The following is a 24,990-nucleotide window of genomic DNA, read 5'->3' on the forward strand; positions in this document are numbered from 1 at the left end:
ACAGTGCCAGTGGTTCAGCGAGCGTGGAGAGCAGGGGGGACGACGCGTTCGACCCAGCGCGAGGCCTGCTCGTAGGCGTACGCGAGCTGCAGAACGGAGCGGTCGGCACCGTGCCTGCCGATGATCTGAACACCCATCGGGAGACCGCGATCGTCGAAACCGACCGGTACGGCCGCGATGGGAACACCGGCCATCGTCCACGGCACCACCGTCTCCATCCACCGGTGGTAGGTGTCCATCGAACGCCCCGCGATGGACTGCGGCCAGTGCTGTTCCTTGTCGAACGGGAACACCTGGGCGCTCGGTGCGAGAACGAAGTCATAGGTCTCGAACAGCGTGTTCAGGGCAGCATTCCAGTCGTTGCGCTTCTGCGCTGCCGTGGTGATGTCGAGGGCGCTGAGTCCGACGGCATGCTCCATCTCCCAGACCATTTCGGGCTTCATCAGTGCACGCGTGTCAGGATCCGAATAGAGGTCGGCCATCCCGAGCTGGGCCCACCAACGCCACGTCAGGAACGAATCCCAGATGTGGGCCGGGTCGTACTGGGGCAGAGCTGCATCGACCTCGCAACCGAGCTCGGCGAAGATGGGGAACGAGGATTCGCACAGGTCGAGTACGCCGGGTTCGGTTGCCAGATAACCGTTCCAGTCGCCGACCCAGGCGATCCGGGCTCCCCGAAAGCTGCGTTCGAGGGTGCGCGTGAAGATCTCCGGGTCCTCGTCGATGGCGAGTGGGGCGTTGGCATCCGGGCCTGCCATGGTCGAGAGCAGGTGTGCGACATCGGTGACCGATCGTCCCATCGGGCCGGCCACTGCGCCTTGGGCGATGAAACCGGGCTCGGGGATCCGTCCCCAGGACGGCCGGAAGCCGACCACGTTGTTGAAGGCGGCGGGGTTGCGCAGCGAACCCATGTAGTCGGTGCCGTCGGCGACGGGCAGCATGCGCAGCGCGAGTGCCGCCGCCGCACCTCCGCTGCTACCGCCTGCGGTGCGCGAGGTGTCGTACGGGGACACCGTGGTGCCGTACACGGGGTTGTACGTCTGGGATCCGTAGCCGAACTCCGGTGTGTTCGTCTTGCCGATGATGATGGCTCCGGCGGCTCTGATTCGAGCGACGAAAAGGTCGTCCGCCTCGGCGATCCGATCCGCGAAAATGGCCGATCCCGAGGTGAACGGCAGGCCCTTCACCGCTGAAAGATCCTTCACCGCATGGGGAAAGCCGTGCATCCAGCCGAGGTACTGCCCCTGCGCCAGCTGGTCGTCACGCTGTTGCGCCTCGGCGATCAACTCGTCACGGTCACGAAGGGCCACGATGGCGTTGACGGTGGGATTGTGGATCTCGATGTGGTCCAGATACGCCGTCATGGTCTCGACGCAGGACACCTCCCGACGCTTGATCTTTCCGCTGAGTTCGAGTGCATCGAACATCAGAAGTTCGGTAGCGGGTCCGGCGGTGGTTGCCATGGGGGTGTTCCTTACTCGAAATCCACAGATGCGAGAGGGGCGGCCGCCGCGCGGAACCGGTGTCGACCGATTCCGCGCGGCGGTGATTCGGGTTGTGGTGCGCAGTTATCCGAGGTCGACGATGGCAGCGACGGGTCCGCCACCCTCGGGGCCCTGGTGTGCGGCCGAGACCGACACGAACACTGCTGGGTCGCCGGTCACCGCAGCGGTGACTCCGCCGACGCATGCCTTGATCTGGCGGTGCCAGTGCACATCCGAGTCGTCGAGCATGGCGTTGCGACGGCCGCGAACCGTACCGTCCTGGCTCGCTTCACATTTGAGGAACACGTTGACGAGCTTGCCGTCGAGATCCTTGGTGTGCGGGCGCTCGGGGAGTTCGAGGCCGGCGTCCTTGATCGCGTTCCAGATGCCGTCCTGATCCAGCGCGTCGTTCATGACACTGTGACCGATGCGGTAGCGGCCGCCGATGCCGCGGGTGTTGCCGACGACGACGATCTGCGCGCGGTCCAGCTCGACGCCCGACGAGCACGACGCGACGGACGAGTACAGCTCACGGCTGTGCATGACGTCCTCATCGGTCGGCATGTCGATCTCACCGAGAGCGACGGCGATGCCGAGCGCGGTGCCGCCGTTGGACAGGTCCATCGACTCGTGGGTCTGTTCGGTCCAGACCGTCTTGCCGCGGCTCTTGGCGTCGCGAATGGTGTGGATCGTCAGCAGCGGGGTCTTGGTCTGTACGTAGTGGACGTCCGCGGGATCGGTGATCCCAGCGTTGGCCATCGCGTCCTTGACCGCTGCGGCCACCTTGGTGATCATCGCGGTGCGGCCGATGTCCTCGGGCATCAGCTGCTCGCTCATCGCAACGCCGACGGTCAGGCGGGGCTCTTCGGTCTGCACTGCCTTGTCCGACGGAACGGTCGCGAAAATCGTTGCGTGCGGGCTGATGACGCCGTCGGTTCCGCCGGACCACACGATCGGTACCTCGCCGACGTCGTGGGCGCTGCGAGTTCCTTTCGCGGACAACACCTCACGGAAGGCGCGGTCGGCGATGATGCGGGTGTAGTCGTTGACGCCACCGTTGCCCTCGGTCTTGCCGATGACCGCGATGACTCGGTCGGCGTCGAGCAACCCGTCGTCGATGAGCTTTGCGAGCTCGCTGGCATCGGACACGTTGTGGAGTGGTACCTTGCGGACCTCGATTGCATCGGGCACTGAAATCTCCTTCATCGGGGATTGGGGTATTGCGGAGTCGGCAGGCGTTTGCGCTGCGGTGCGCTCACTGGAAGAAACGCTATCGAGCGTGCTGGCCGGCATGCACTGGCAAGCTTTGCCCAATCAGGGCACTTTTTTGGTCATTCGACATCCCCAGGTAGCGGTAGCGCTGCAGACGAGTGGTCACCAAGTCGGCGGGCTCGGCCGCGAGGAGCACGGCGAGCTCGTGTTCGAGCACCGTGCCGAGACGGGACAGAAACTCTGCCGGTTCGTCGGAGGCATCCGGGCGTTCGGCCACGATCCGATCGATGACGCCGTTGCGGAGCAGGTCGATACTGCGCACGCCCTGCTCCTCGGCCATCTCCGCGGCACGGTCGGTGGTGTGGAACTTGATCGCCGACGCACCTTCCGGTGGCAGCGGCGAGAGCCAGCCGTGCTGCGCGCACAACACCCGATCGGCCGGGAGCAGCGCGAGGGCACCGCCGCCTGCGCCCTGGCCCAACAGCAGGCAGATCGTGGGTGCCTTCAGTGTCGTGAGTTCAACCAGGCACCGGGCTATCTCACCCGCCAGGCCACCCTCCTCGGCCTCTTTGCTCAACGCGGCACCCGCAGTGTCGATGACGGTGACGAGGGGCAGTTGCAGTTCCTCGGCCAGCCGCATGCCGCGGCGTGCTTCGCGCAACCCTGCCGGACCCAACGGCTGATCGGCGAAGGTGCGGTCCTGACCGAGTACGACGCACGCCGACGCACCGAACTTGGCCAACGCGAGAAACAGTCCCGGCTCGATTTCACCGGCTCCGGTGCCTTGCAGCGGTGTCACCGTGTTCGCTGCCGATCGCACGAGTCGGCGTACTCCTGGACGTTCCGGCCGTCGCGAGCGTCGGATGGATTCCCAGGCCGGGACGTCGTCGAGGTGTTCCAACGGAATGTTCGGAACAGGGGGTGGTGGCTCGTGCGGCGCGCACAGCACGGCGAGAGCCGCGATCGCCACCTCACGCAACTTCTCGGGCGGCACAACGGCGTCGACAAGGCCTCTGGCCGCGAGGTTTTCAGCGGTCTGCACGCCCGCGGGGAATTTTGCTCCGTAGAGAGCCTCGTACACGCGCGGCCCGAGGAACCCGAGCAGTGCGCCCGGTTCGGCTGCGGTCACGTGGCCGAGCGAGCCCCACGAGGCCAGCGCTCCACCGGTGGTGGGGTGACGAAGATAGACGGCGTAGGCGAGGCCCGCCGACTTGTGCGCCGCGATCGCCGCCGAGATCTTCACCATCTGCAGGAACGCGACGGTGCCCTCCTGCATGCGTGTTCCACCCGAGGTGGGCACGGCCAGCAGCGGGAGCTTCTGCGCAGTGGCCTTCTCGACGGCCTGCACCAATCGTTCCGCGGCTGCGGTTCCGATGGACCCGGCGAGAAAACCGAACTCGCACATGACGAGTGCCACGCGTCGGCCTGCCAGTGTCGCTTCACCGGTGAGGACAGACTCGTCGCAGCCGGTCGTTTCTCGCGCCGCCGCGAGCTCGTCGAGGTAACTCTGTTGTGGAGGCCCGTGCACTCCGATCGGGGGCAGCGGCTCGCCGTCCCAGCGAACGAAACTGCCGTCGTCGACGACCATTTCGATCAATTCGAGAGCGCCGAGGCGGGCCGGTTTGTCCGTCCGAGTCACGATGTCGACTTCAGCCATGTGCGGATCGAGTCGCCATGCTGATCCAGAGTGGGGGAGCCGCGTGCGATTCGCGCATACCGGCACCCTCGCAGTCGCTGTCGAAACGAAGTGCGGGGCCGGGCAACGTGATGGTGCCGAGAGCCGAGTGGTCGACGTCGATCAGCAGCCCCTGCGACCGGGTCTGTTCCCAGATGTAGACCTCGGCGAGATCGCGGACACGCCCTGCAGGAATGCCCAATTCACCGAGTAACCCGAGCAGTTTGTCGGTGGGCCAGTCCGCGAAGGCGCTCTCCACTGCAGCGATCACGGCGTCACGATCGGCGACGCGTTGTGGATTGGTGGCCCACTCCGGGCGGTCCAGCCCGAACTCGGGGGCGAAGCGCTGCCACAGGCCTTCACTGCCGACGGCGATCTGCACCAACCCTTCTGCCGAGTGGAAGAGGCCGTACGGACAGATCGAGGGATGATGCCCACCTGTGGGGCGGGGCACCTCACCGGCAACGGTGTAACGGGTGCCTTGGAACGCGTGGACGCCCACGATAGAAGCCAGCAGGCTGGTCCGCACGACTCGTCCACGGCCGGTGGTGTTGCGTTCGTGCAGCGCTGCGACCACGCCGTAGGCACCGTTCATTCCTGCGAGCAGATCCCCGATGGGAACGCCGACCCGCGTCGGTTCGTCTCGGGAGGGCCCGGTCAGCGACATCAATCCTGCTTCGCCCTGGGCGATTTGGTCGTAGCCGGGTCGAGCGCCTTCGGGACCGTCGTGCCCGAACCCGGTGATCGACAGAATGACCAGCCGCGGATTCAGTTGGTGCAACGCCTCCATGCCGAATCCGAGGCGGTCGAGGACACCGGGGCGGAAGTTCTCGACCAGGACGTCAGCGCGGCCGATCAGCTCGGTCAGTGTTGACCGATCGTCGGGAGCCTTCAGATCCAGCGCGATGGATTCTTTGTTGCGGTTGCAGGAGAGGAAGTACGTGGAATGCCGGTCTCCGTCGCTGTCGGGTACGAAGGGCGGCCCCCAGCTTCGGGTGTCGTCACCGCCGGCCGGTGTCTCGACCTTGATCACTCGTGCACCGAGATCACCCAGCATCATGGCGGCTTGGGGTCCGGCGAGTGCGCGGGAAAGGTCGACGACGAGGCAGTCCGACAGTGGGCCGACGGTCATCGGACTGCCCTGCACGTGTCGATGAGCTGTGGGTCGGCGGAGAGCCCGAAGGGAATGCAGCGAGGCGTCATGGATCCGAGTCAACGTGCCCGTCGCTACCGAGTCGTTGGCAAATGTTGCCGACGCTGATGTGTCGGTTTCGGACCTCGGTGAGCGCCTGTCCATCGATGATGCAGCAGGTGGACGAACTGTCGATCGACGGCCCATAATCACCGACCATGGACACACAGGTAGTCGACCATCCCTTGACCGCAGCACTTTTGACGACCATGCGCGATGTGCACAGCGACAACGCCACCTTCAGATCTGCGCTGCGACAGCTGACTCACACGTTGGTCTACGAAGCGTTGCGTGATGCGTCGGTGGTGGAGTTCGGTGTCGAGACTCCGGTTGCCCACACCACCGGGGTTCGGCTCGCACACCCGCCTCTGCTCGTGCCGGTGTTGCGCGCCGGACTCGGCATGGTGGAACAGGCGAGCTCACTGATTCCGCAATCGGGCGTCGGCTTCATCGGAATGGCACGGGACGAGACGACCCTCGAACCCGTGCCGTATCTGGAGTCGTTACCCGCCGACCTGTCCCGTACCCCGGTCTTCGTTCTCGATCCGATGGTGGCAACCGGTGGATCGATGGTTCGGACGATCGATCTGCTGGTGGCGCGCGGAGCAACCGACGTGGTGGTCGTGTGTGTGGTCGTGACCCCCGAAGGCATTGCTGCTCTGGAGAAGTCAGGTCATCCCGTCAGAGTCGTCACCGCTGCCATCGACGACGAGCTCAACGATCGGGGCATCGTCGTGCCCGGTCTGGGTGACGCGGGGGACCGTCAGTTCGGTCCTCGCTGAACGGTCTTCGTCACCGACCGCCGTATTTCGAGGTGATACGACTTTCCAACCACTGCAGGGCAATGGTGGGCGGCAATGCCATCACCAGGATCAACACAACCGTGCCCATGATGTTTTCCATCCGCACCAGGCTGACGTTGCGCAGAAGTTCGTATCCAATACCACTGGATGACGAGAACATCTCGGCGAGAAGCAGTCCCAGGAACGCCAAGCCAAAGGTCATGCGCATACCCGTCGCCAATGCTGGGAGTACCGCGGGGATGACGATCTGGCGGATCAACCTGGGCCAGCTCACCTGCAGTGACGCCGCCATCTTCAGGTGGATTCTCTGGACAGATGCCGTCGCCTCGACCGCGACGAGGAACATCGGGATGAAGGCGGCGTAGAAGGAGAATCCGAATCGGCTCAGTGCGCCGATACCGAGGAACGACAGGAAGATCGGGTACAGCACGATCTTCGGGATGCTGTTGATCGAGTAGACGATCGGGGCGACGGTTCGGGTCCAGAACGGACTCAGTCCCAGCGTCAGCCCGAGGAGGGAACCCACGACGGTGCTGGCCAGGAACGCGAGCACGAGAATGCGTAGGGAGTCGCCGACGTTGGCGCGGAAGTCTGCCTTGCCCAGGTCTTCGACGAGCGAGGCCATGGCCTCGGCGGGCGTCGGGAAGATGAGACTGTCGACGAGAACGGCTGCTACCCACCAGATCAGCACCGCGAGGACGGCCACGACCAGAGGCGGGAGGAACCGTCGGGCGTTGTCGCGGCCTACGGACGAGGCGACGCTCGGGGGAGCGGTGGGTGTGGTGGCTACTCTGTCCAAGGTGCTGCTCATCAGCGGCGCCTCCAATCGAATCGGTTGAGCGCGAGCGAGATCAGCGAGGTCGAGAGCAGAGCGATCAGCGCCACGATGAGGATCCCGGCGTACATGTCGGCGATGTCGAACCCGTCGTAGGCAATGGAGATGAAGTGGCCCAGGCCTTGAGTCGACAGGATGAACTCACTGGCGAGCACCGAGATGACGGCATATGAGAGCCCCAGCTTGAGTCCGGTCACGATGCTCGGCAACGCATACGGAAGCAGCACTGATCGGAAGTACTGCCACCTGGTGAGCATCAGTGTGGTGCCGAGCTTGGTGACGATCGGCGACACCGAGTTGAAGCCGGTGCGCGCGTTCAACGCCACCACACCGAAGGCGAAGATGGTGGACAGGATGGCGATCGGAGCCACGCCGGCACCGAACAGCACCACCATGATGGGGTAGAGCGCGAACGTCGGTACGGCGTAGTAGACGTTCAGATACGGCTGAAATGCTCTGTCCCACAGCTCGTATCGCCATAGGACGTAGGCGGCGGCAACGCCGAGTGCGGAGCTGAGCACGAATGCCAGGACGATGATGCCGAGCGTTCGGCCCAGCTCGTCGACCAGGAACTCCGGGTCGGTCAACAGGCCCAGCGCCGTCGAGACCATGTCGGTCACCGGAACGATGTCCAACGGGGAGGCGAAGAATCGTGCCGAGATGTCGATGGCCACCAGTGCCGCGGCGAGGATCAGCACCGTCCATCCCCATGCGGGTAGACCGAGTTGGGTGGAGGGGGCAGGGCGGATGTATCCGGGGACCACGGAGGCGCGCGTGCTCTCACGCGTGGGCGCACTCATGGTTCGATGCTCATCGTCTTCTTGGCCTCGTCCCGCAGCCGCGACCAGATACGTTCGTGCAGAGCGACAGCGTCAGGGCTGGCCAGTACGTCCTCGGATCGCGGTCGCGGGAGGTCGATGTCCACCTCGTCGATGAATCTGCCGGGCCGCGCACTCATCACCAGCACGCGATCGGAGAGCAGTACCGCTTCCTGGATGCTGTGGGTGATGAACAGGACTCCGCACGTGAGCTTTTCGACGATCTTGAGTAGCTCGTAGGACATGACCAGTCGCGTCTGCTCGTCGAGTGCACCGAACGGCTCGTCCGCGAGAATGAGGTCGGGCTCCATGGACAGGCACCGCGCGATGGCCACACGCTGGCGCATACCGCCCGACAACTGGGTGGGGTAGTGGTCGCCGAACTTGCTCAGCCCCACAGTGTTCAGCAACTCGTCGGCGCGGGACCGACGTTCTTTCTTCCCGACGCCCCGGACTTCGAGAGCGAACGCGACGTTGTCGCGGACTGTGCGCCAGGGCAGCGTCGCCGATTCCTGGAAGATCACTGCCGTCTTGGATCGAGGACCGGTGAGCGGTTGGCCGTCGACGTGCACGGTGCCGCCGTCGTGATCCTGTAGGCCGGCGAACACTTCGAGCAGAGTGGACTTACCGCAGCCACTGGGTCCGACGACAGAGACGAATTCGCCTCGACCGATGGACAAGTCGATCTCGTGGAGGGCGGTCACATCACCGAAGCGCCGCGACACCGACGAGGCGACGGCGATGGCAGAGGTGGTGTCGGGGCGGGGTCGAGTCGCTGCTTGGGTCACGTCGATACCTTCTGGTGGTGGGAAAATGCTGTCAGGAGTCGCAGTCGCCGGGGACATCGTTCTCGACTCCCTCGGCGAGGAACTCCGGGTCGAACAGGGTGCAGAAATTGGGTACGCGATCGCTGCCCGACGCCTCCACCCCGTCCTGGGCGGATTCGACGGATGCAGTGTCGAAGCCGCCACCCCACGTACCGACCGAGGACGCGCGTTCGACCACTGCGGTGGCCGACTCCACGTCGAATCCCGTGTACTCCGCGTAGATCTCCGCGGCGGCAACAGGATCGGCTTCGATCGACGCGACCGCCTCGGTGTAGCCGGCGTTGATGGCGCGCACGACACCCGGATTGCTGGCGGCGTAGTCCTTGGTCGTGGTGATCGTCGATTGCAGGAACCGCGACATGTAGTCGGGGCTGCTGACGATCAGCTTGAAGTCCTCGGGTCGCTGTTCGGCGACGATCGAAGGAACGAGAGCGATATCGACATTGCCGGCTTCGAGAAGTGCGAAGCCCTCGCCGATGCCACCGGAGGCAACCCGCTCGATCCGACTCGGATCGACGCCGGCAATCGAGGGAAGCAACCGCGTCAGCGCATCGGACGCCGAGTTGGGTCGGGTATACGCCCACCGGCGCACGTCCTCGATGGAGTTGATGTTGGGATTCGAGGCGAGCGCGTAGAAGTTCATCGGGTAAGGACCCTGCGTGCCGCCGCCGACGATGCGCAGTTCGGAACCGGCCGCGTCCGCCTGCACGATCGACGGGTAGCTGACCTCACCGATGGGGATGTTGCCGTCGAGCAGCGTGCGCATGGTTGCGCTGCCGCCCTTGCCCGGCACGATGTTCTCCACGATCACACCGTGCTTCTCGAACAGTCCCTGCTTCTGCGCGACAAGCCAAGGGATGCTGTAGATTTCGGCCGCTGCCGAGACGGTGACATCGATCGTGACCGGATTGGCGGGGTCCGCGTCGGGGCCGGGATTCGATCCGCACGCCACCAGCGCGCTGGACAGCGCCACAGCTGTCATGATCGAGGTGATTCGGCGTAAATGCATCTGCGTCCTCGGTTGATGATCGGCGTGACGGTGCCGAAGTGGGAGTGTCTGCTGTCGCATGCCCACCCGTAGTGAGACGTACATAACAGCTTGTAACTACCTAAACATAAGATGTTTAGGGCGTCAAGGTGAGGTCAATAGCGACAAAATCCGCATGGAGGCTGGAATGTCTTGGCTAAAGATCTGATGTATGCGGCGGTATTGCCCGATGCCAGTTGCTGACCGACTGATAGCGCTCGCCGACGCCGAACAACGCACCCTCGCGGTGCGCCGCAGCGGTCAGTTGCGCTCCCACCGGCATTCCCGAGGACGGGTGGAATCCGACCGGCAGAGCCAGCGTCGGACCGTCGTGCAACGACCACGGATACGTGAATTGTCCCATCCGGCGCGAGAGCGCGACCACGTCGTCACCCCCGTCCCTCGGGGGAACGTCGACGGGCATGGCCGGGGTCAACACCACGTCGACCATCTCGAACGTGGTGGTCATGGCCTTGCGGAATCGATCGCGGCCGGCGAGTGCTCGGGCGCGGTCGGCCTCGGAGATGCTCAGACCCAACGCTATTCGCTCATGGGTAGCTGGCTGGAAGCGCGAAGGCTCGGTATCGAGCCGATCCCGATGACAGCGAGCGAGGTCGCTGTAGACGATGGTGTAGACGATGTCCTGGGCATCGGCTGCGTGCGCGAGTTCGACGGGGACGATCTCGTACCCGAGTTCGGCGAACGTGCGCGTCGCGGCCGCGACGGTCTGCGCAACGCCGGGATCCACGTCTGCGGTCAGGAACACACTGGGGACACCGATGCGCGTCACCTCCGAGTGCTCGGATGGGCCGGCGGACAGGACGTCGAACAGGTCTTTCACTTCTACGACCGACCGTGCCATCGGGCCGACGGTGTCGAACTGCTCGCTCACCGGGAACACACCGTCGTTGCTGATCGATCCCCAGCTCGGGCGAAGGCCGGTGATTCCGCACGCGGCGGCGGGGAGCCGAACCGACCCGCCGGTGTCGGTGCCCAGGGAGGCGTCGACCAACCCGGCGGCGACGGCAATCCCCGAACCACCACTCGATCCGCCGGGCACCCGAGCAGGATTCCACGGGTTGTACGACGGGCCTGCAGCCGAGTTCTGCGAGGTGACGCCGACGGCGAACTCGGCCATGTTCAGTTTCGCGACCACCGACCCGCCTGCGCGTCGCAGGCGAGTGACGACCTCGGCGTCCGACGCGGCGACGTTGCCCTCGAAGAACTCCGATGCGCAGGTGGTCTCGACGCCGGCCACGTCGATGTTGTCCTTGACGCCGATGCGCAGGCCGGACAGGGGCCCCGGGGTGTCGTTCCGGTCGTCTATCCACCGGACGACACCGCCGAAGGTCCCGTCCTCGATCAGGCCGCGCTCCGGGCGCGCAGCTCGGCCGTCGCGTCCTCGTCGACCGTCCACGAATCGGTGTTCACGACCACACCGTAGTCGCGTCGAGCATCGTCCTCGGTGAGGTACTCGTCCCAGACGTCGCTGAGCACCTGGAACGGGTCACGCTCGAATGGGTTTCCGAATCCACCGCCCGAGGGCAGTTTGATCTCGAGCGTCTCACCGGAGCGAATCGTCTCCTGAGTGACCTTGGAGTACAACACTTCCTCACGGTCGGTCCCGGCGTTCCTGGTGAAGGAGCCGGACACACCGTTGTGTCCACCGAGAGCTCCGGCCGGCGGATCCGATCGGTTGTCGGCCTCGGAACCGAGGAACGTATCGGTCTCCATCAGCCACTTCCGGACACTGCCGATACCGCCACGCCACTTCCCCGGTGCGGGAGCCTCGTCACGCAGCTCGTACCGCAACGCGCGCATAGCGTGGTTGAGTTCGAGCTCCTCGATCGGGTTGTTGCGCGTGTTGGCCATCAGCGCGTCGACAGCGTCCATCCCGTCCTTGCAGTTGCGGCCGCCGTACGAGCCCTCGTTGATTTCGATGTAGACCCAGTACGATTCGCCGTCCGGCGCGATACCGGAGTAGGCGATGGCGCACAGCGCGGCGGACGATCCCGCGATCGCATGATCCGGAAGTACCGGGGCCAGAGCCAGATTGATGGAGTCGAACACGCGGTTCACCTGCGAGAACCGCGCGAAGCACGATGCAGGGAAGTCCGGGTTGAAAATCGTGCCCTCGGGGGCATAGGCCTTCACGGGCCGGAAGCACCCGTCGTTCTGAGGAACGAATTCCTCGGTCAGATCCTCGTCGAGCAGGATCGTACGAATGGCCGAGACAGCCACCGGCAGCACCGAACCCTCGAACGGGACGTTGAACGCGGTGGGCACCTGGCTGTTGGAGCCGGTGAGGTCGATGAGAATGTCCTCGCCCTCGACCTGCACCCGCACGGCCACCTTGAGTGGTTCGTCGCGGTTCTTGCCGTCGTCGTCGAGATATCCGATGGGCGCGGTATAGCTGCCGTCGGGAATCTCGCGAATCTTTTTGCGCAGCATGGATTCGGAGTAGTCCATCCAGCGTTCGCCCGCGCTCATGACGGTGTCGAGGCCGTACTTCTCGAGCAGCTCGGTGAATCGCTTTTCCCCGATCCGCGAGCACGCGATCAAGGCTTCGAGGTCGCCGCGGTTCTGCTCCGGTGTACGGACGTTGTCGAGAATGTGTTGAATCAGGTAGTCGTTGCGGACTCCGGCCTCGTAGATCTTCATCGAGTCCATCAGCTTGCCCTCGGCCCAGACGTCGACGACGTCCATGCACAGGCCGGGGAAGTTGCCGCCCACGTCGGACACGTGACCGGTACACCCGGCGAACCCGATGTGCTCGCCCTGCCAGAAGATCGGGATGATCACGCCGTAATCGGGGGAATGGGCCGCTCCGTGGTACGGATGGTTGTGCAGCACCACGTCTCCGGGCTTGTACGTTCCGGCGAGGCGACGGTTGACCCCCTTGATGTAGGCGGGAATCGAACCACAGTGCATCGGAGTCGAATCCGATTCGCACAGTTCGCGTCCGTTGATGTCGAAGATGCCCGCGCCGAGGTCCTCCGACTCTCGGATGAGCGAGGAGTACGCCATGCGGTAGAGGACCTGGGCCATCTCCTTGGCCATCGACTGCAGGGCACCGCCGATGACACGCAGCGTGATGGGATCGACCTCGACGTCGTTCCAGGTTCGAGTGGATTCGCCCGCCAGTGACACTCCGGTGGTGGGCATCAGAGCCTTGCTCATGCGGGGTTCCTCTCGATGATGATGTGGCCGACGGCGTCGACGGTGGCGTGCTGGTTCATGCCGATGATCGTGGTGGAATCGAACTGCTCGACGATCGCAGGACCATCGATCTCGTTGTTCGCCAACAACAACGACCGTTCGTAGACCGGGGTGTCCACCCATTGCGGCGCGGACGTCTCGTCCTGCCAGAACAGCGCCTGCGTGGTCGTCTTGATCGCGGCCGAGGAGTCGGCGGTGCCCACGGCGATGTCGGCGATCTGTACGTGCGGAACCGCACCCACGCCGGTGACACGGACGTTGATCAGCTGTACGGGCTTGTCGTCGAACCGCTGTGAGTAGGTGCGTCCGTGCACGTCGTGGAATGCCTCGGCGACGGTCTTGACCCACACGTCGTCGATGTCGCCGTCCGGCGCGGCGACGCGCAATTCGTAGCCCTGGCCGACGTAACGGCAGTCGACGCTGCGTTCGAGCGAAATGTTCTCGGCCGCAACACCGTCCTTCTCGAGCTGCGCGACGGCGAGCGCGGACAGGCGCTCGATCTGCTCCTGCAGCAGTTCGATGTTCGGGTCGGCGGACGAGGTCCACACCGTCGTCGGCTCCTCGTAGCGGATGTCGGTGGTGAGCAGGCCGACGGCGGAGGTGATGCCGGGGTGACCGGGCACGATGACGCGCGGAATACCGAGCTGGTCGGCGATCTGCCAGGCGAACAGCGGACCGGCACCACCTTCGGCGATCAATGAGAAGTCGCGTGGGTCATAGCCTTTGCGCACCGAGTGCAGGCTGATCGCCTCGGTCATGGAATGGGCGAGGATCTTGAAGATGCCCATCGCGGCGTCGTCGAGCGGGGTGTCGAGATTGTCGGCGATGTGCGTCTGAATCGCCTCGCGCGCCAGCTCGGGCTTGACCTCCATGGTTCCGGACAGGAAGCTCTTCTCGCGCAGCCATCCCATCATCACCATGGCGTCGGTGGAGGTCGGTTCGGTACCGCCGTGGCCATAACACGCCGGACCGGGAACGGCACCCGCACTGCGTGGTCCGACGCGGAACATGCCACCGTCGTCGACCACCGCGATGGATCCGCCGCCGGCACCGATGGTGTCGACCTCGGCCATCGGCACCATCGCGTGGTAATCGCCGATCCGGGTGTCGAGCAGATGCTTCATGCGCAGCGCGCCGTCCGGTGCCACGCCGACGTCCGCGGAGGTGCCACCGACATCGAGAGTGATGACACTGGGGTATCCGGACGCCTTACCGATGGCGCAGCCACCGAGCAGCCCGGCGACCACACCGCTGGTCAGGAGCGAGACCGGGATTTCGCTCGCGCTGCGCGAGGTGACGAGCCCGCCCGCGGAGGTCATGAGATGCACGTCCTCGCCGACCTGTGCTGCCTTGGCCTTGCCGGCGAGATTCTCGATGTACTTCGAGGTCTTCGGCCCGATGAATGCATTGAGTGCAGCGGTCGAAAAGCGTTCGTACTCGCGGTATTGCGGCGCGACCTCGCTGGAGAGGGAGATGAAGACGCCGGGGAACTCCTCCTCGATGATGGCTCTGACGCGTTGCTCGTGCGTCGGATTGCGGTACGCGTGGAGGAATGCGACGGCGATGGCCTGCACGCCTCGCTCACGCAGCAGTCGAACCTGTTCGCGCACCGCATCTTCGTCGAGCGGGGTCAGAATGTTTCCCGCGGCATCGATGCGTTCGGGGACCACCCGACGGTTGCGTCGCGGCACGAGCTGCCACTTCTGCCACGGAAGATCCTGGTAGTTCGAGTAATTGAGCGGACGCTTCTTGCGCGCGATGTGCAGCAGGTCGCGGAACCCCTCGGTGGTGATCATGCCGACGTCGCAGCCGTTGTGCTCGAGCACGATGTTGGTGGCCACAGTGGTGCCGTGGAAGAACATGTCGATTTCCGACGGATCGATCCCGGCACGTTCGGCGAGGACCTTGATTCCGTCCATCGTGCCGATCGAGGGATCGTGGTTGGTGGACGGGGTCTTGTGTACGACGACCGTGCCGTCGTCGTCCCACAGGACGAGGTCGGTGAACGTGCCGCCGACGTCGACTCCAATGCGTTTCATGCTGCGTCCGTTCTGTCGGTGCCCGAGTGGAGCGGGAAGGCGTGCTCCGCCTGTCCTACGAAGTCGTGGGGTCACCGCTGAGGTGACATGAGTCATAGTGCTGATGATCAACCGGAAAAGCAATACCTCTGATGTATCGCGTCTGCTTTGTCCAAATATCCAGTCTCGTCCGCGTCGGTGTCCGAGTTTTCCTACGAAAGAGCGGATGTATCAAGGGTTGCGATCCCTGCATCTCCGAGCATCGGCCAGGCTAAGCTCGAGCCGACCAGTACCCGTCGTCGACAACCAGGGGGCAGAAGTGGCTCAATCGGCTTCGCTCAAGGCCACCGCCAAGAGTGTCCCCGCGTATGCGGTCCTCGCCGGCCATCTGCGCAGCCGCATTCTGTCCGGTGAGCTGCAGCCAGGGGAGCGGCTCCCCGGAGAGGCCGAGCTCACCGCCGAATTCGGCGTCGGGCGCAGCACCATTCGTGAGGCACTCCGATCCCTGGCCAGCCAGAATCTGATCGAGACGACCAGGGGAGTGACCGGGGGAAGCTTCGTCGCCGTCCCCAGCGTCGGACATATCAGCGAGCACCTGGAAACTGGCGTCGCCCTGATGGCCGCCGCGGAGACCGTCACCGTCGACCAGTTGATGGAAGTCCGCAACCTGATGGAGGTGCCGGCCGCCGGTATCGCTGCATTCCGCCGCACCGACGAGCATCTTGAACAACTCAACGCGACGATCTTCGACCCCAACGATGTGCAGGGACCCGAAACCTTCGCCAAGAACCAGGAATTCCACCTTGTCTTGCTCCGTGCCGCCCACAATCCGCTGCTCGAGCTCATCACCGCACCCGTCTTCCGTGTCCTGTCCGGCCGGTTCGGTCGCGATCACGCGCCGGAGGGCTTCTGGCAATGCGTCGACAGTGACCACCGCGGACTGCTCGATGTGGTGGCCGCCGGTGATTCGATGGCCGCAATGGATCTGATGCGTAAGCATCTCGACCACCTCGGCGACTCGTACCGGCAGATGGATCGACTCCGTAACCCGTAAACATCTGCTCTTTATCGAGCCGGTCTGCCTGAAGCCCGTCGATTGTCGGTTTCGCCGAACCCTTGACGCCGTAAACATCTGATGTTTATGGTCTAGGTAAGGCACTCGCCAAACCGACACGAGGAGACACGGTGGCAATCCATCCGGCCGTTCTGGGGCGCTTCTTCGACGACTACGCCGTGGGGGACGTCTACCAACATCCCTTCGGGCGGACGATCTCGGAGACCGACAACACGTGGATCACGCTGCTGTCGCTCAACACCAACCAGAACCACTTCAATGCGCACCTGGCGTCGCAGAACCCCATCACCGAGGGGCGCGTCATCGTCAACTCCGGCTTCACAGTCTCTGTGGTGCTGGGGCTTTCGGTGATCGACATGAGTCAGAACGCGATCTCCAACCTCGCCTTCACCGACATCAAGATGTCGCACCCGGTGTACGCAGGTGACACGCTGTACGCCGAAAGCATCTGCACGGGACTGCGTAAGTCAGAGTCGCGCCCCTACGCCGGCATCGTCTCGATGATCACCCGCGGCCTCAATCAGGATGGCGTCGAGGTCATTTCGTGGAAGCGCTCGGTCATGGTCGCCACCCGTGACAGTGGCATCGGGCAGAACTACTTCCCCGAAGCACAGAACGGCCCGCTCGAACTCCCCGCCGACCTTGAACTACAGACGAAAGATTCCGACGCATGAGGCCACTCGAAGACGTCCGCATCATCTCCCTCGAGCAGTACGGCGCAGGCCCGTTCGGCAGCCTGCATCTGGCCGACCTCGGCGCGGATGTCATCAAGATCGAGGACCCCAGCGTCGGCGGCGACGTCGGACGCTACGTCCCGCCCTACAACGAGGGCGAGGACTCGCTGTTCTTCGAGAGCTTCAACCGCAACAAGCGCAGTCTCTCCCTTGATCTTTCGACCCCGAGTGGTCGAGCCGTGTTCGAGGACCTCGTCCGCACCAGCGACGCCGTCTACTCCAACCTCCGCGGTGACGTGCCGGAGAAGATCGGCATCACCTACGACCAGCTCAAGCACCTCAATCCCGCGATCGTGTGCTGCAGCCTCACCGGCTTCGGCATGACCGGCCCTCGCGCGAAAGAGCCTGGCTACGACTACATTCTGCAAGGCCTCGCCGGCTGGATGAGCGTCACCGGCGACCCGGACGGCCCGCCGACGAAATCCGGTCTGTCGCTGGTCGATTACTCCGGTGGCTTCGTCGCCGCTATTTCGCTGCTGTCGGGATTGCACGCCGCCCGACGCGACGGCATCGGCGGTGACTGCGACGTCTCGCTGTACGACACGGCGATGTCTCTGCTCACGTATCCCGCGACCTGGCATCTCAACGCCGGCTTCGAGCCGATCCGCACGAAGAACTCCGCTCACCCCTCCCTGGTTCCGTTCCAGGCTTTCGAGGCAACGGACGGCTGGCTCATCGTCGGCTGTGCGAAGGAGAAGTTCTGGGACCGACTCGTCGTCGCCATCGATCGCCCGGACCTCGGTGCCGATCCACGATTCAGCAACTTCTCCTTGCGTGGCAAGCACCAGGACGTGCTGCTGCCGATCCTGGAAGAGGTGTTCGCCACCAACACCGTCGAGCACTGGCTCTCGAAGCTTGGGCCTGCCGGAGTCCCAACCGGGCCGATCAACGACGTCGAGCATGCGCTGACCGAACCCCACACGATCGCCCGCAATCTTGTGGTCGAGACCGAGCACCCGGTATACAACACGGTGCGTCAGGTCGCGTCCCCGGTGAACTTCGGTTCCGAGGCCAAGCAGTACCGCCGAGCGCCGCAGCGCAACGAGCACTTCGACGACATCGTGCGCGATCAATTGGGCTACGACGACGAACGCGTCGCGAAACTCAAGGCCGAGGGTGCGTTCGGAACGGCCAAGGACGAGGTGCGGGCGTGACCTCGACGATCTTGGCGCAGTGGGCATCGAGTGTCACCGTCGCCGATCTGTCCGAGGACGTCCGGCACGCGGCCGCGCGTCACCTACTCGATGGCGTCGGCAATACCGTTGCGGCCCAACGCCTCGGCTACGGCCGACCGGGCTGGACAGTGGCCGACGCCCTCGGCGGCCCACCGGAGGCGCGGCCTCTCACCGGCACCCGCGGCCTGTCCGCACCGGCGGCCGCCTTCGCGACCGGAGTAATGCTGCACTCTCTGGATTTCGACGACACACATGCGGGCGCACTGGTACACGCGACGGCCGTATCTCTTCCCGCGGCATTCGCCGTCGGGCAGCAGGTATCGGCCTCTGGTGCGGACGTGCTGACCGCCGCCGCTCTGGGCCTCGAAACTGCCTGCCGTCTCGGCGAAGTGAGTCCCCACGGATTCCACGCTAGGGGAGTCCACGCGACGGCAGCGGTGGGTCCACTCACCGCCGCACTCGTTGCGGGCCACCTCTCGAAGTTCGACACCGAGACGATGGTCAACGCTCTGGGGATCGCCGGATCGTCCAGCTCGGGGCTGCTCGAGTTTCTCGATACCGACGCCGACACCAAGGCTCTGCACCCCGGATCGGCGAGCATGAACGGTGTGCTGGCCGCTCGGCTCGCGGCCGCCGGAGCCACCGGTCCGTCGTCGGTTCTCGAAGGTCGACGCGGAATCTACGCCGCGCTGACCGATCGGCCGACGAACTTCGCGGCACTGACGGACGGACTCGGCACGCGGTGGGAAGCCACCCGAATCGGCATCAAGCCGTACCCCAGTTGCCAGCTGATGCACGTCACGCTCGACGCAGTGTCGAAGGCGCTCGGGGACAATGCGGTTCAAGCGCGCGACGTGGCCGACATCGAGGTGTTCGTTCACCCAGATTCGAGTCCGTTCGTCTGTGGTCCGAACACCGGGGTCGCGTCACCGCGCAGCACTTACGACGGCAAGTTCGATCTGCCCTGGAGCGTGGCCGCTCTGCTGCACGACGGCGCGATCACCGTCTCGACCTACACCGACGAATCCATCGCACGTCAGGACGTCCTCGTCACCGCCCGCAAGGTACGGGTGACGAACCTGCCGTCCGAGGTTCCCGCGGCGGCCGCGTCGGGCAGGGCGGTTCTCACCCTCACCGACGGACGAGTGCTCGACGCCTCCGTCGGCGGCAGCCAAGGCTCGGCCGGGTTCCCGTTGAGCGACGACCGTCTGCTGGAGAAGTTTCTCGCCAACTGCGGCAACGACTCTCGTGCAGGGGAACTCGCCGACCGCATCCTCGGACTGGTCGACGAAATCGACCTGACCGCCATTCTCGATCTGGCCGCAGCCATCGCGCCGGCACCTTGACACTTCGATCGACGACACCCCAATCGACAGGACATCATCATGGACTTCACGTACGACGAACAGCAGATGGCATTCCGGAAAGCATTGCGCACCTTCGTCGACAAGGAAATCATCCCGGTAGCCAACGAGTGGGAGAAGACGGGCCGATACCCCACCGAGATCGTCGAACACATGAAGGCCATGGGCCTGTTCGGGATCACGACGCCGGAGGAGTACGGCGGACTCGACCTCGACAAGGTCTCGTTCACCCTGGTGTACGAGGAGCTCGCCCGCGGATGGATGGGCGTCGCCGGAATTCTCGGCAGCCACAATCTTTCGTGCTGGATGATCGGCAAGCACGGCACCGAGGAGCAGAAGAAGACACTGCTCCCCAAGCTCGCGTCCGGTGAATGGCGTACGGGAGTCGGTCTGACCGAGCCCGGTGCCGGCACCGACCTGCAGGGCATCAAGACCACCGCCAAGCGCGACGGCGACCACTACGTCGTCAACGGGGCGAAGACGTGGATCACCAACGCTCGGCATGCGAATGTGCTTCCAGTACTGGTCAAGACCGACAGCACGACGACGCCGGCACACAAGGGCATGTCGCTGCTGTTGATCGACACCGCGACCGACGGTTTCGAGGTGCAGCGCGACATGGGCAAGCTCGGCTACAAGGGCACCGAATCGTGTGAGATCACCTTCACCGATGTGCGCGTTCCCGTCGATGCGCTGCTCGGTGGAGTCGAAGGACGTGGTCTGCAGCAGGCACTGTCCGGTCTCGAGATCGGCCGCCTGAACATTGCCGGCCGCAGTGTCGGCATCGCGCAGGCTGCCTACGACGCTGCGCTCGAATACGCGAAGCAGCGCACCGCATTCGGTCAGCCCATCGCCGAGTTCCAGGCCATCCAGCTCAAAATCGCAGACATCGCGACCCAGCTGCAGGCTGCGCGGCTGATGACGTACTGGGCTGCATCTCAGGCGGATTCGGGCAAGCGCGTGGACATGGAGGCCGGCATGGCGAAGTACTTCGCCTCCGAAGCCGCCATCACCGCCAGCCTCGAAGCCATGCGTATCCACGGTGGCTACGGCTACTCCACCGAATTCGTCGTCGAGCGCCTCTACCGCGACGCCCCGCTCATGGCCATCGGTGAGGGCACCAACGACATCATGCGGACTGTCATCGCCAAGTCTCTCGTCGCGGGCACGGGCGTCATCGGATGAGGACGGCTCTGACCTACCTCTACGTTCCCGGGGACGTCCCGGGGCGCTTCGACAAAGCACTCGCGTCGGGTACCGACGCGGTGGTGTTGGATCTCGAGGACGCCGTCACTGCGGCGAACAAGGATCACGCCCGCGCGACGGTAGCCGAGTGGGTCGCGTCCTGCGATCCGGGTGACGTGCAGATCTGGGTGCGGGTGAACCCAGGGCCGTTGCAGGAGGACGATGTTCGCGCGGTGTTGCACCCGAACCTGACCGGCATCTGGCTGCCCAAGGTGTCGTCGGCTCGCGAGGTGGAGCAGGCCGATGCTCTACTGAGTGGCACCGGCGCGGTGGTCTCGCCCCTGATCGAGACGGCCGCCGGAGTGTTTGCCGCTCTCGAGATTGCCCGTGCCCCTCGGGTCAAGTTTTTGCAGATCGGGGAGGTGGACCTGGCCGCCGATCTGGGCGTCGACGGCTCGGCGGAGTCATTGTCGTTCGTGCGTGCTCAGGTGGTCGCAGCCAGCGTGGCGGCGGGTATCGATCCACCGCCTGCGGCGGTGTCGCGAAACTTCCGCGACGCCGAGGCCTTCGAGGCCGATACTCGAACGCTGGCCGGTCTCGGTTTTGTCGGTCGTGCGTGTATCCATCCCGCTCAACTCGGTCCTGTGCGAACGGTATTCGTGCCATCTGAGTTGGAAGTGCGCGAAGCCGAGGAACTGTTGGCAGATCTGGAGCGTGCCGAGTCGGGTGTGGCCGTGGACAGCAAGGGATTCCTGATCGACGAGGCGGTAGCCCGAACCGCTCGCCGAGTTGTGGAGCGGGGTGCTGCGCGGGAGCCGATCAGTACCTGACATCAGCCGAAGGCAATGCGAAGTCCGACGCTCGCTGTGGCCCCACCGGCGCTGAGGATGAAGTTGTGCCGTCCTTCGTCGCGGAACACCATCTGCATCGGCAGGAACCAGAATCGATTCTCGCCGGTGAAGCCGGCACCGGGGATCTGCAGGCCACGCTGATTGACGATGTGTTCGCCGTTCGCGTCGAGCACTTCGAGAGTCGCGGGAAAGTCCTTACCGATGTCATCGGGGCCCGTCTGCAACAGTGCGACCAACCGGCATTCGAGCATGCGGGTCTCGCGAGGGACCGTGCAGGAATCCCAGACGCCGCCGAGGATGTCGAGCATGTCGTTGGAGGCTCGCGCATACTCGGCGAAGAACAATCCGGTGATGATCATCGGTTGAGGTCATGCGTTCCGTAGTAGCGAAGTGACTTCATGGCGTCCAGGACGGTCGGTCGCAAGGGTGCCGGCACCTCGTATGTCCCGTCGCAGACCAGCCACCCGTCGGCGATGAATTGGTCCAGTAGGCCGCGGAGTATCAATGCAATGATGTGTTCGTACAGATCTCCGGAGTGGGCCGAACCGACATCCGGGAGCCGCTTCCGTGGAGTGCTCGTCATCGCGGCGAGAACTATCTGTCCGGCGACGACATCGGGGACTTGCGACTGGCGGCGCGGGTCCTCGCTGAGGAAGTACCGGCGGATGACGTGCGAGAGAGCCGTCCGGTGGGCGGCCAGCGAGCCGGGAAGTGAGTGGGCGAACTCGTCGGCCCAGGGGCCGCGTATCGCCGTGGTGGATGTCAACTCGATCAATCCGGCCGCCGTCGCCGCATCCCACAATGTCATCAAGTCGCGGATGTCGCGCATGGATCGTGAATTCCGCGCTCGCGCGTCCAGATCCACCCCGACGGCCTTCGCCAGCTCGCTGACCGACCCGGGTCGTGGAACACCCGTGCCGGTGATAGGTCGCGACGTACCGAGCCAGTCGAGGAGCGAACGAAGCTGCGCTATCGGCTTCGATGCGGTCAGCGCTGCGAACTCGTCCACGGCGGTCGGTGGTGTGAGCTCGATATCGTGGGGCGTCAGTTGTTCGACCGGGGACTCGACTGCCGGCTCGATGTCGTCGACAAATTCCGTGTTGGTGGTGCGGGATCCCCGGCGCCCGAACAGTGGAATCACGCGAGCGAGGTTGCTGTCTGTTCGGTCGGAGGGCACGAACACAGCATAGGAAAGATGTGGGCCCGACGACGGAACGAGCCGAACCGCAGGTGGTCTTCTGGACACGTTCATGCTGGCCGCGACGGACGGCAACGATGGATACGACGAGCGCGATACCGCAGCCCTCGACGTCCTCCGGGAGCTCGGCCCGAGGCCTGCACCGGAGCGGTCATGACAATCCAGTGCGCGACCTCGGTGCACGGGGTGCGTGCAGTGGCTGCCGCTTTCGGCCGATGGTGCGTGTCGTACCTCTCGGCTATGGTCGGGAGAGGTTCATGAGTGGCAGTTGTCGGTACCTGGCCGGCTGTCCGGCAACCCCGTCTCCATCGACAGGGTGCCCCAGGGGAAGAACCGGCGCGTCCCGCAATCGCAGGCGCGCAAGTCGATGGAGGGTTGCACCTCCAGAATGAGGTGAACAATGCCCGGTAGTGACGAACTCGAAGCAGCACAGGCGAAGTGGGAACCCATTCCGCACGATCGGAGTCGTACCTGGTGCCAGACGCTCCTGAGTTACCCGCCGATCTGGTACGGCGTGTTTCCGATGCTCGAGACTCGGAGGTTGGTACTCGAAGGCGGGTACGCAAATGCCGAAGCGTGGATCGACCTCGCGAAACGTGCTGAAGCAGTGGGCTTCACGCCTCGGACGTGGCTGATCTTTCGGCAGAGTCTCGAACCCGCGTACCTGAAGGATCGATTCCCGTCCCATCCCGAGAACATGCCCAAGCGGCGCGGGAACGGTGGTGTCGAGACGGTGGTGGTCGACCCCGAGGACTTTTCCGAGTGGCCATGGCTGTTCGAGGCGGGGTATCGCGCGGGAGAGGCGACCTTGCAGGCGCTCTCTCGCTGAAGCCATCCACCAGGCCCTCGACGGGGTCGGCTTGTCAGTGGAACCGCGGAGATCGCTGTTGCGTCTGATAGTGGATTCGCTTCTACATCGACAACCCGGAGGTCCGAGTCCCACTTGGAACCGACGCAGCAGCAAAGAGTCTGACGAGCTTCGGTGTACAGCGCGCGTGACCGAACTGTCCGAGATCATACACGAGTTCCGGTACGCCGGATCCGGAAATCGTTGCGTACGAGATGATCGGAACCCTTATGCCGAGAACCGATCGGGATCCATGGCTGAGCTCTACGGCCCCGCGGGGTTGCTGTCCGCCTGGCCGGTCAGCCGCCGTCATTGTGGCGTTGTCAACGCTAATCCAGTTGCGGCACAGGCGTTCCGGATCGAGTCCGCAAAGTAAGATCACAGCCCAGCGCATTCGCGATGGCGATCGCACCATCGAGTTGGATCGAGTCTTTGCCGCCTTCGAGAGCTTGGACCGTCGATCGACCCACGCCGGCAAGCAATGCCAACTCAGCCTGAGTGAGGCGTAGCTGAAGCCGACGTGCGACGAAGGCGGCGGCCACCTCACTCGGATATCTCCGACTCCGTCGTCGCGGATCGGCCTTATTCGCTCCTTATGCTTGCAACTACATGCATAGGCGAGAGTACGCCCCTCTGTTGTAGGACTGAGCCCTGTTATGCCCGTGAACGAAGGCATAACGGCGTATCCGAATGTCGAATCGCCCGTGTCGGTGGTCAGTTCATTGCAATACTGAATCGACATTGCCTGTACCGGGGACGGGTCCATGCAGTCTCGACCAGCTCGGAGTTGGCAACTCCACGAGAACCTTCATTGCAATCACCGCAGTGGCGCTGGTCTGCGTCGGCTGCTCGAGCAGCCCCAACGACACACCGAGCGAAGCTGTTCCTGTGACGAGCAGTTCGAGCGTTACGGTGTCGGCGTCGCCTACCTCGAACGTGGACAAGCCGGCGGCACCTGAGCCGCCGCCTGTTCCTTTGCCTCAACCAATCACCTACGAGTGCGGCGACTTTGATCTGTATCAGTCCGGCACCGCCCTGTATTCAGACGGCACGACAGGGTACGAAGCCGAATGCGATACGTACGTCGCGCCGGCACCGCCTGAATTGAGATATTGCGATTACGGCAACACCGCGGTCTTGACCGATGGGTCGTACGTGGTGAACGACCCGAGATGCGCGGCGACCGCGCCGCTACCCGATGCAGGGTATCCGTACTACGAATCCGAGGATCGAAACGGTGATGGCGTCGTGAATGGCTACGAGCGGTGCGGAGTGTTGTGCGGAGAAGCACCGACCAGCGGGGATATCCAAACCCAGTACGGCTGCGAGCAGGGCTATATCACTGGTCCACAGTGCGAATAGATCGACCCGTATTCGGCATTTGCCGTATTGCCATTGAGCCGTGCGGCATAGTGACCACCACTGTCCGTTGGCGTCGAAGGTGGAACCTC

Annotated in this window: 23 protein-coding genes and 1 riboswitch; of the genes, 9 read left to right on the forward strand and 14 right to left on the reverse strand. The window is 64.2% G+C overall.

Annotation, left to right across the window (positions count from 1 at the left end):
• Positions 1-14: 14 nt before the first annotated feature.
• The 4 genes from CH271_RS22060 to CH271_RS22075 form a co-directional block, all read right to left on the reverse strand.
• A complete protein-coding gene (locus CH271_RS22060; RefSeq protein WP_094634830.1) occupies positions 15-1,463 on the reverse strand; it encodes an amidase in 1,449 nt (482 codons plus the stop codon).
• Between the two features lie 105 nt (positions 1,464-1,568).
• Entirely contained in the window at positions 1,569-2,675 is a 1,107-nt protein-coding gene (locus tag CH271_RS22065) for a ring-opening amidohydrolase (protein ID WP_094634924.1), read from the reverse strand.
• A gap of 79 nt (positions 2,676-2,754) precedes the next feature.
• Positions 2,755-4,353 (reverse strand): carboxyl transferase domain-containing protein, encoded by a 1,599-nt coding sequence (locus CH271_RS22070; protein WP_179274724.1) that lies wholly within the window; start codon positions 4,351-4,353, stop codon positions 2,755-2,757.
• Positions 4,346-5,503, reverse strand: a complete 1,158-nt coding sequence (locus tag CH271_RS22075) for a CaiB/BaiF CoA transferase family protein (protein WP_094634831.1) — start codon at positions 5,501-5,503, stop codon at positions 4,346-4,348. Before CH271_RS22075 ends, CH271_RS22070 begins: the two co-directional genes overlap by 8 nt.
• A gap of 218 nt (positions 5,504-5,721) precedes the next feature.
• On the opposite strand from CH271_RS22075, the gene upp reads away from it, so the two are divergent.
• Positions 5,722-6,345 (forward strand): uracil phosphoribosyltransferase, encoded by a 624-nt coding sequence (gene upp / locus CH271_RS22080; protein WP_094634832.1) that lies wholly within the window; start codon positions 5,722-5,724, stop codon positions 6,343-6,345.
• A gap of 10 nt (positions 6,346-6,355) precedes the next feature.
• On the opposite strand, the gene CH271_RS22085 is transcribed toward upp, so the two are convergent.
• From CH271_RS22085 to CH271_RS22115, 7 genes are all read right to left on the reverse strand, one after another.
• Entirely contained in the window at positions 6,356-7,177 is an 822-nt protein-coding gene (locus tag CH271_RS22085) for an ABC transporter permease (RefSeq protein WP_094634833.1), read from the reverse strand.
• On the reverse strand, positions 7,177-8,001 hold the full coding sequence (locus tag CH271_RS22090) for an ABC transporter permease (RefSeq protein ID WP_094634834.1): 825 nt from the start codon (positions 7,999-8,001) through the stop codon (positions 7,177-7,179). Before CH271_RS22090 ends, CH271_RS22085 begins: the two co-directional genes overlap by 1 nt.
• The gene (locus tag CH271_RS22095) at positions 7,998-8,807 is read right to left on the reverse strand and encodes an ABC transporter ATP-binding protein (protein WP_048320035.1); all 810 of its coding nucleotides are present in this window, start codon (positions 8,805-8,807) and stop codon (positions 7,998-8,000) included. Before CH271_RS22095 ends, CH271_RS22090 begins: the two co-directional genes overlap by 4 nt.
• Before the next feature lie 31 nt (positions 8,808-8,838).
• Positions 8,839-9,855 (reverse strand): ABC transporter substrate-binding protein, encoded by a 1,017-nt coding sequence (locus tag CH271_RS22100; protein ID WP_094634835.1) that lies wholly within the window; start codon positions 9,853-9,855, stop codon positions 8,839-8,841.
• Positions 9,856-10,030: 175 nt separating this feature from the next.
• Positions 10,031-11,290 (reverse strand): amidase, encoded by a 1,260-nt coding sequence (locus tag CH271_RS22105; RefSeq protein WP_256986495.1) that lies wholly within the window; start codon positions 11,288-11,290, stop codon positions 10,031-10,033.
• On the reverse strand, positions 11,236-13,053 hold the full coding sequence (locus CH271_RS22110; RefSeq protein ID WP_094634836.1) for a hydantoinase B/oxoprolinase family protein: 1,818 nt from the start codon (positions 13,051-13,053) through the stop codon (positions 11,236-11,238). Before CH271_RS22110 ends, CH271_RS22105 begins: the two co-directional genes overlap by 55 nt.
• The gene (locus CH271_RS22115; protein WP_094634837.1) at positions 13,050-15,131 is read right to left on the reverse strand and encodes a hydantoinase/oxoprolinase family protein; all 2,082 of its coding nucleotides are present in this window, start codon (positions 15,129-15,131) and stop codon (positions 13,050-13,052) included. Before CH271_RS22115 ends, CH271_RS22110 begins: the two co-directional genes overlap by 4 nt.
• Positions 15,132-15,429: 298 nt before the next feature.
• Between CH271_RS22115 and CH271_RS22120 the strand changes: the two genes are divergently transcribed.
• The 6 genes from CH271_RS22120 (at position 15,430) to CH271_RS22145 (ending at position 21,473) form a co-directional block, all read left to right on the forward strand.
• Entirely contained in the window at positions 15,430-16,164 is a 735-nt protein-coding gene (locus CH271_RS22120) for a FadR/GntR family transcriptional regulator (RefSeq protein ID WP_256986496.1), read from the forward strand.
• A 131-nt stretch (positions 16,165-16,295) separates the two neighbouring features.
• Positions 16,296-16,859: a MaoC family dehydratase gene (locus tag CH271_RS22125; protein ID WP_094634839.1), complete on the forward strand. Its 564-nt coding sequence runs from the start codon at positions 16,296-16,298 to the stop codon at positions 16,857-16,859.
• Complete coding sequence (locus CH271_RS22130; protein ID WP_094634840.1) at positions 16,856-18,073, forward strand: CaiB/BaiF CoA transferase family protein; 1,218 nt, start codon at positions 16,856-16,858, stop codon at positions 18,071-18,073. Before CH271_RS22125 ends, CH271_RS22130 begins: the two co-directional genes overlap by 4 nt.
• Positions 18,070-19,440 (forward strand): MmgE/PrpD family protein, encoded by a 1,371-nt coding sequence (locus CH271_RS22135; protein ID WP_094634841.1) that lies wholly within the window; start codon positions 18,070-18,072, stop codon positions 19,438-19,440. Before CH271_RS22130 ends, CH271_RS22135 begins: the two co-directional genes overlap by 4 nt.
• Before the next feature lie 39 nt (positions 19,441-19,479).
• Positions 19,480-20,643, forward strand: a complete 1,164-nt coding sequence (locus tag CH271_RS22140) for an acyl-CoA dehydrogenase family protein (protein ID WP_094634842.1) — start codon at positions 19,480-19,482, stop codon at positions 20,641-20,643.
• Positions 20,640-21,473: an HpcH/HpaI aldolase/citrate lyase family protein gene (locus CH271_RS22145; RefSeq protein ID WP_094634843.1), complete on the forward strand. Its 834-nt coding sequence runs from the start codon at positions 20,640-20,642 to the stop codon at positions 21,471-21,473. Before CH271_RS22140 ends, CH271_RS22145 begins: the two co-directional genes overlap by 4 nt.
• Before the next feature lie 2 nt (positions 21,474-21,475).
• On the opposite strand, the gene CH271_RS22150 is transcribed toward CH271_RS22145, so the two are convergent.
• Together CH271_RS22150 and CH271_RS22155 are read right to left on the reverse strand one after the other, a co-directional pair.
• Positions 21,476-21,853, reverse strand: coding sequence for a DUF6941 family protein (locus CH271_RS22150; RefSeq protein WP_094634844.1), 378 nt, complete (start codon positions 21,851-21,853; stop codon positions 21,476-21,478).
• Entirely contained in the window at positions 21,850-22,671 is an 822-nt protein-coding gene (locus CH271_RS22155; RefSeq protein ID WP_143546098.1) for a hypothetical protein, read from the reverse strand. Before CH271_RS22155 ends, CH271_RS22150 begins: the two co-directional genes overlap by 4 nt.
• Positions 22,672-22,945: 274 nt before the next feature.
• Positions 22,946-23,064: riboswitch (SAM riboswitch) on the forward strand.
• A gap of 28 nt (positions 23,065-23,092) precedes the next feature.
• Between CH271_RS22155 and CH271_RS22160 the strand changes: the two genes are divergently transcribed.
• Complete coding sequence (locus CH271_RS22160) at positions 23,093-23,521, forward strand: mandelate racemase/muconate lactonizing protein (protein ID WP_094634846.1); 429 nt, start codon at positions 23,093-23,095, stop codon at positions 23,519-23,521.
• Positions 23,522-23,868: 347 nt separating this feature from the next.
• Here the strand turns inward: CH271_RS22160 and CH271_RS22165 are convergent, their stop codons facing one another.
• Entirely contained in the window at positions 23,869-24,081 is a 213-nt protein-coding gene (locus CH271_RS22165) for a helix-turn-helix transcriptional regulator (protein WP_094634847.1), read from the reverse strand.
• Between the two features lie 283 nt (positions 24,082-24,364).
• On the opposite strand from CH271_RS22165, the gene CH271_RS22170 reads away from it, so the two are divergent.
• Positions 24,365-24,901 carry a hypothetical protein gene (locus CH271_RS22170; protein ID WP_256986497.1) on the forward strand — a complete coding sequence of 179 codons (537 nt, stop codon included), beginning with the start codon at positions 24,365-24,367 and terminating at the stop codon, positions 24,899-24,901.
• Positions 24,902-24,990 lie beyond the last annotated feature (89 nt).

The organism is Rhodococcus sp. 05-340-2, assembly GCF_002258915.1.
Taxonomy (GTDB): Bacteria; Actinomycetota; Actinomycetes; order Mycobacteriales; family Mycobacteriaceae; genus Rhodococcoides.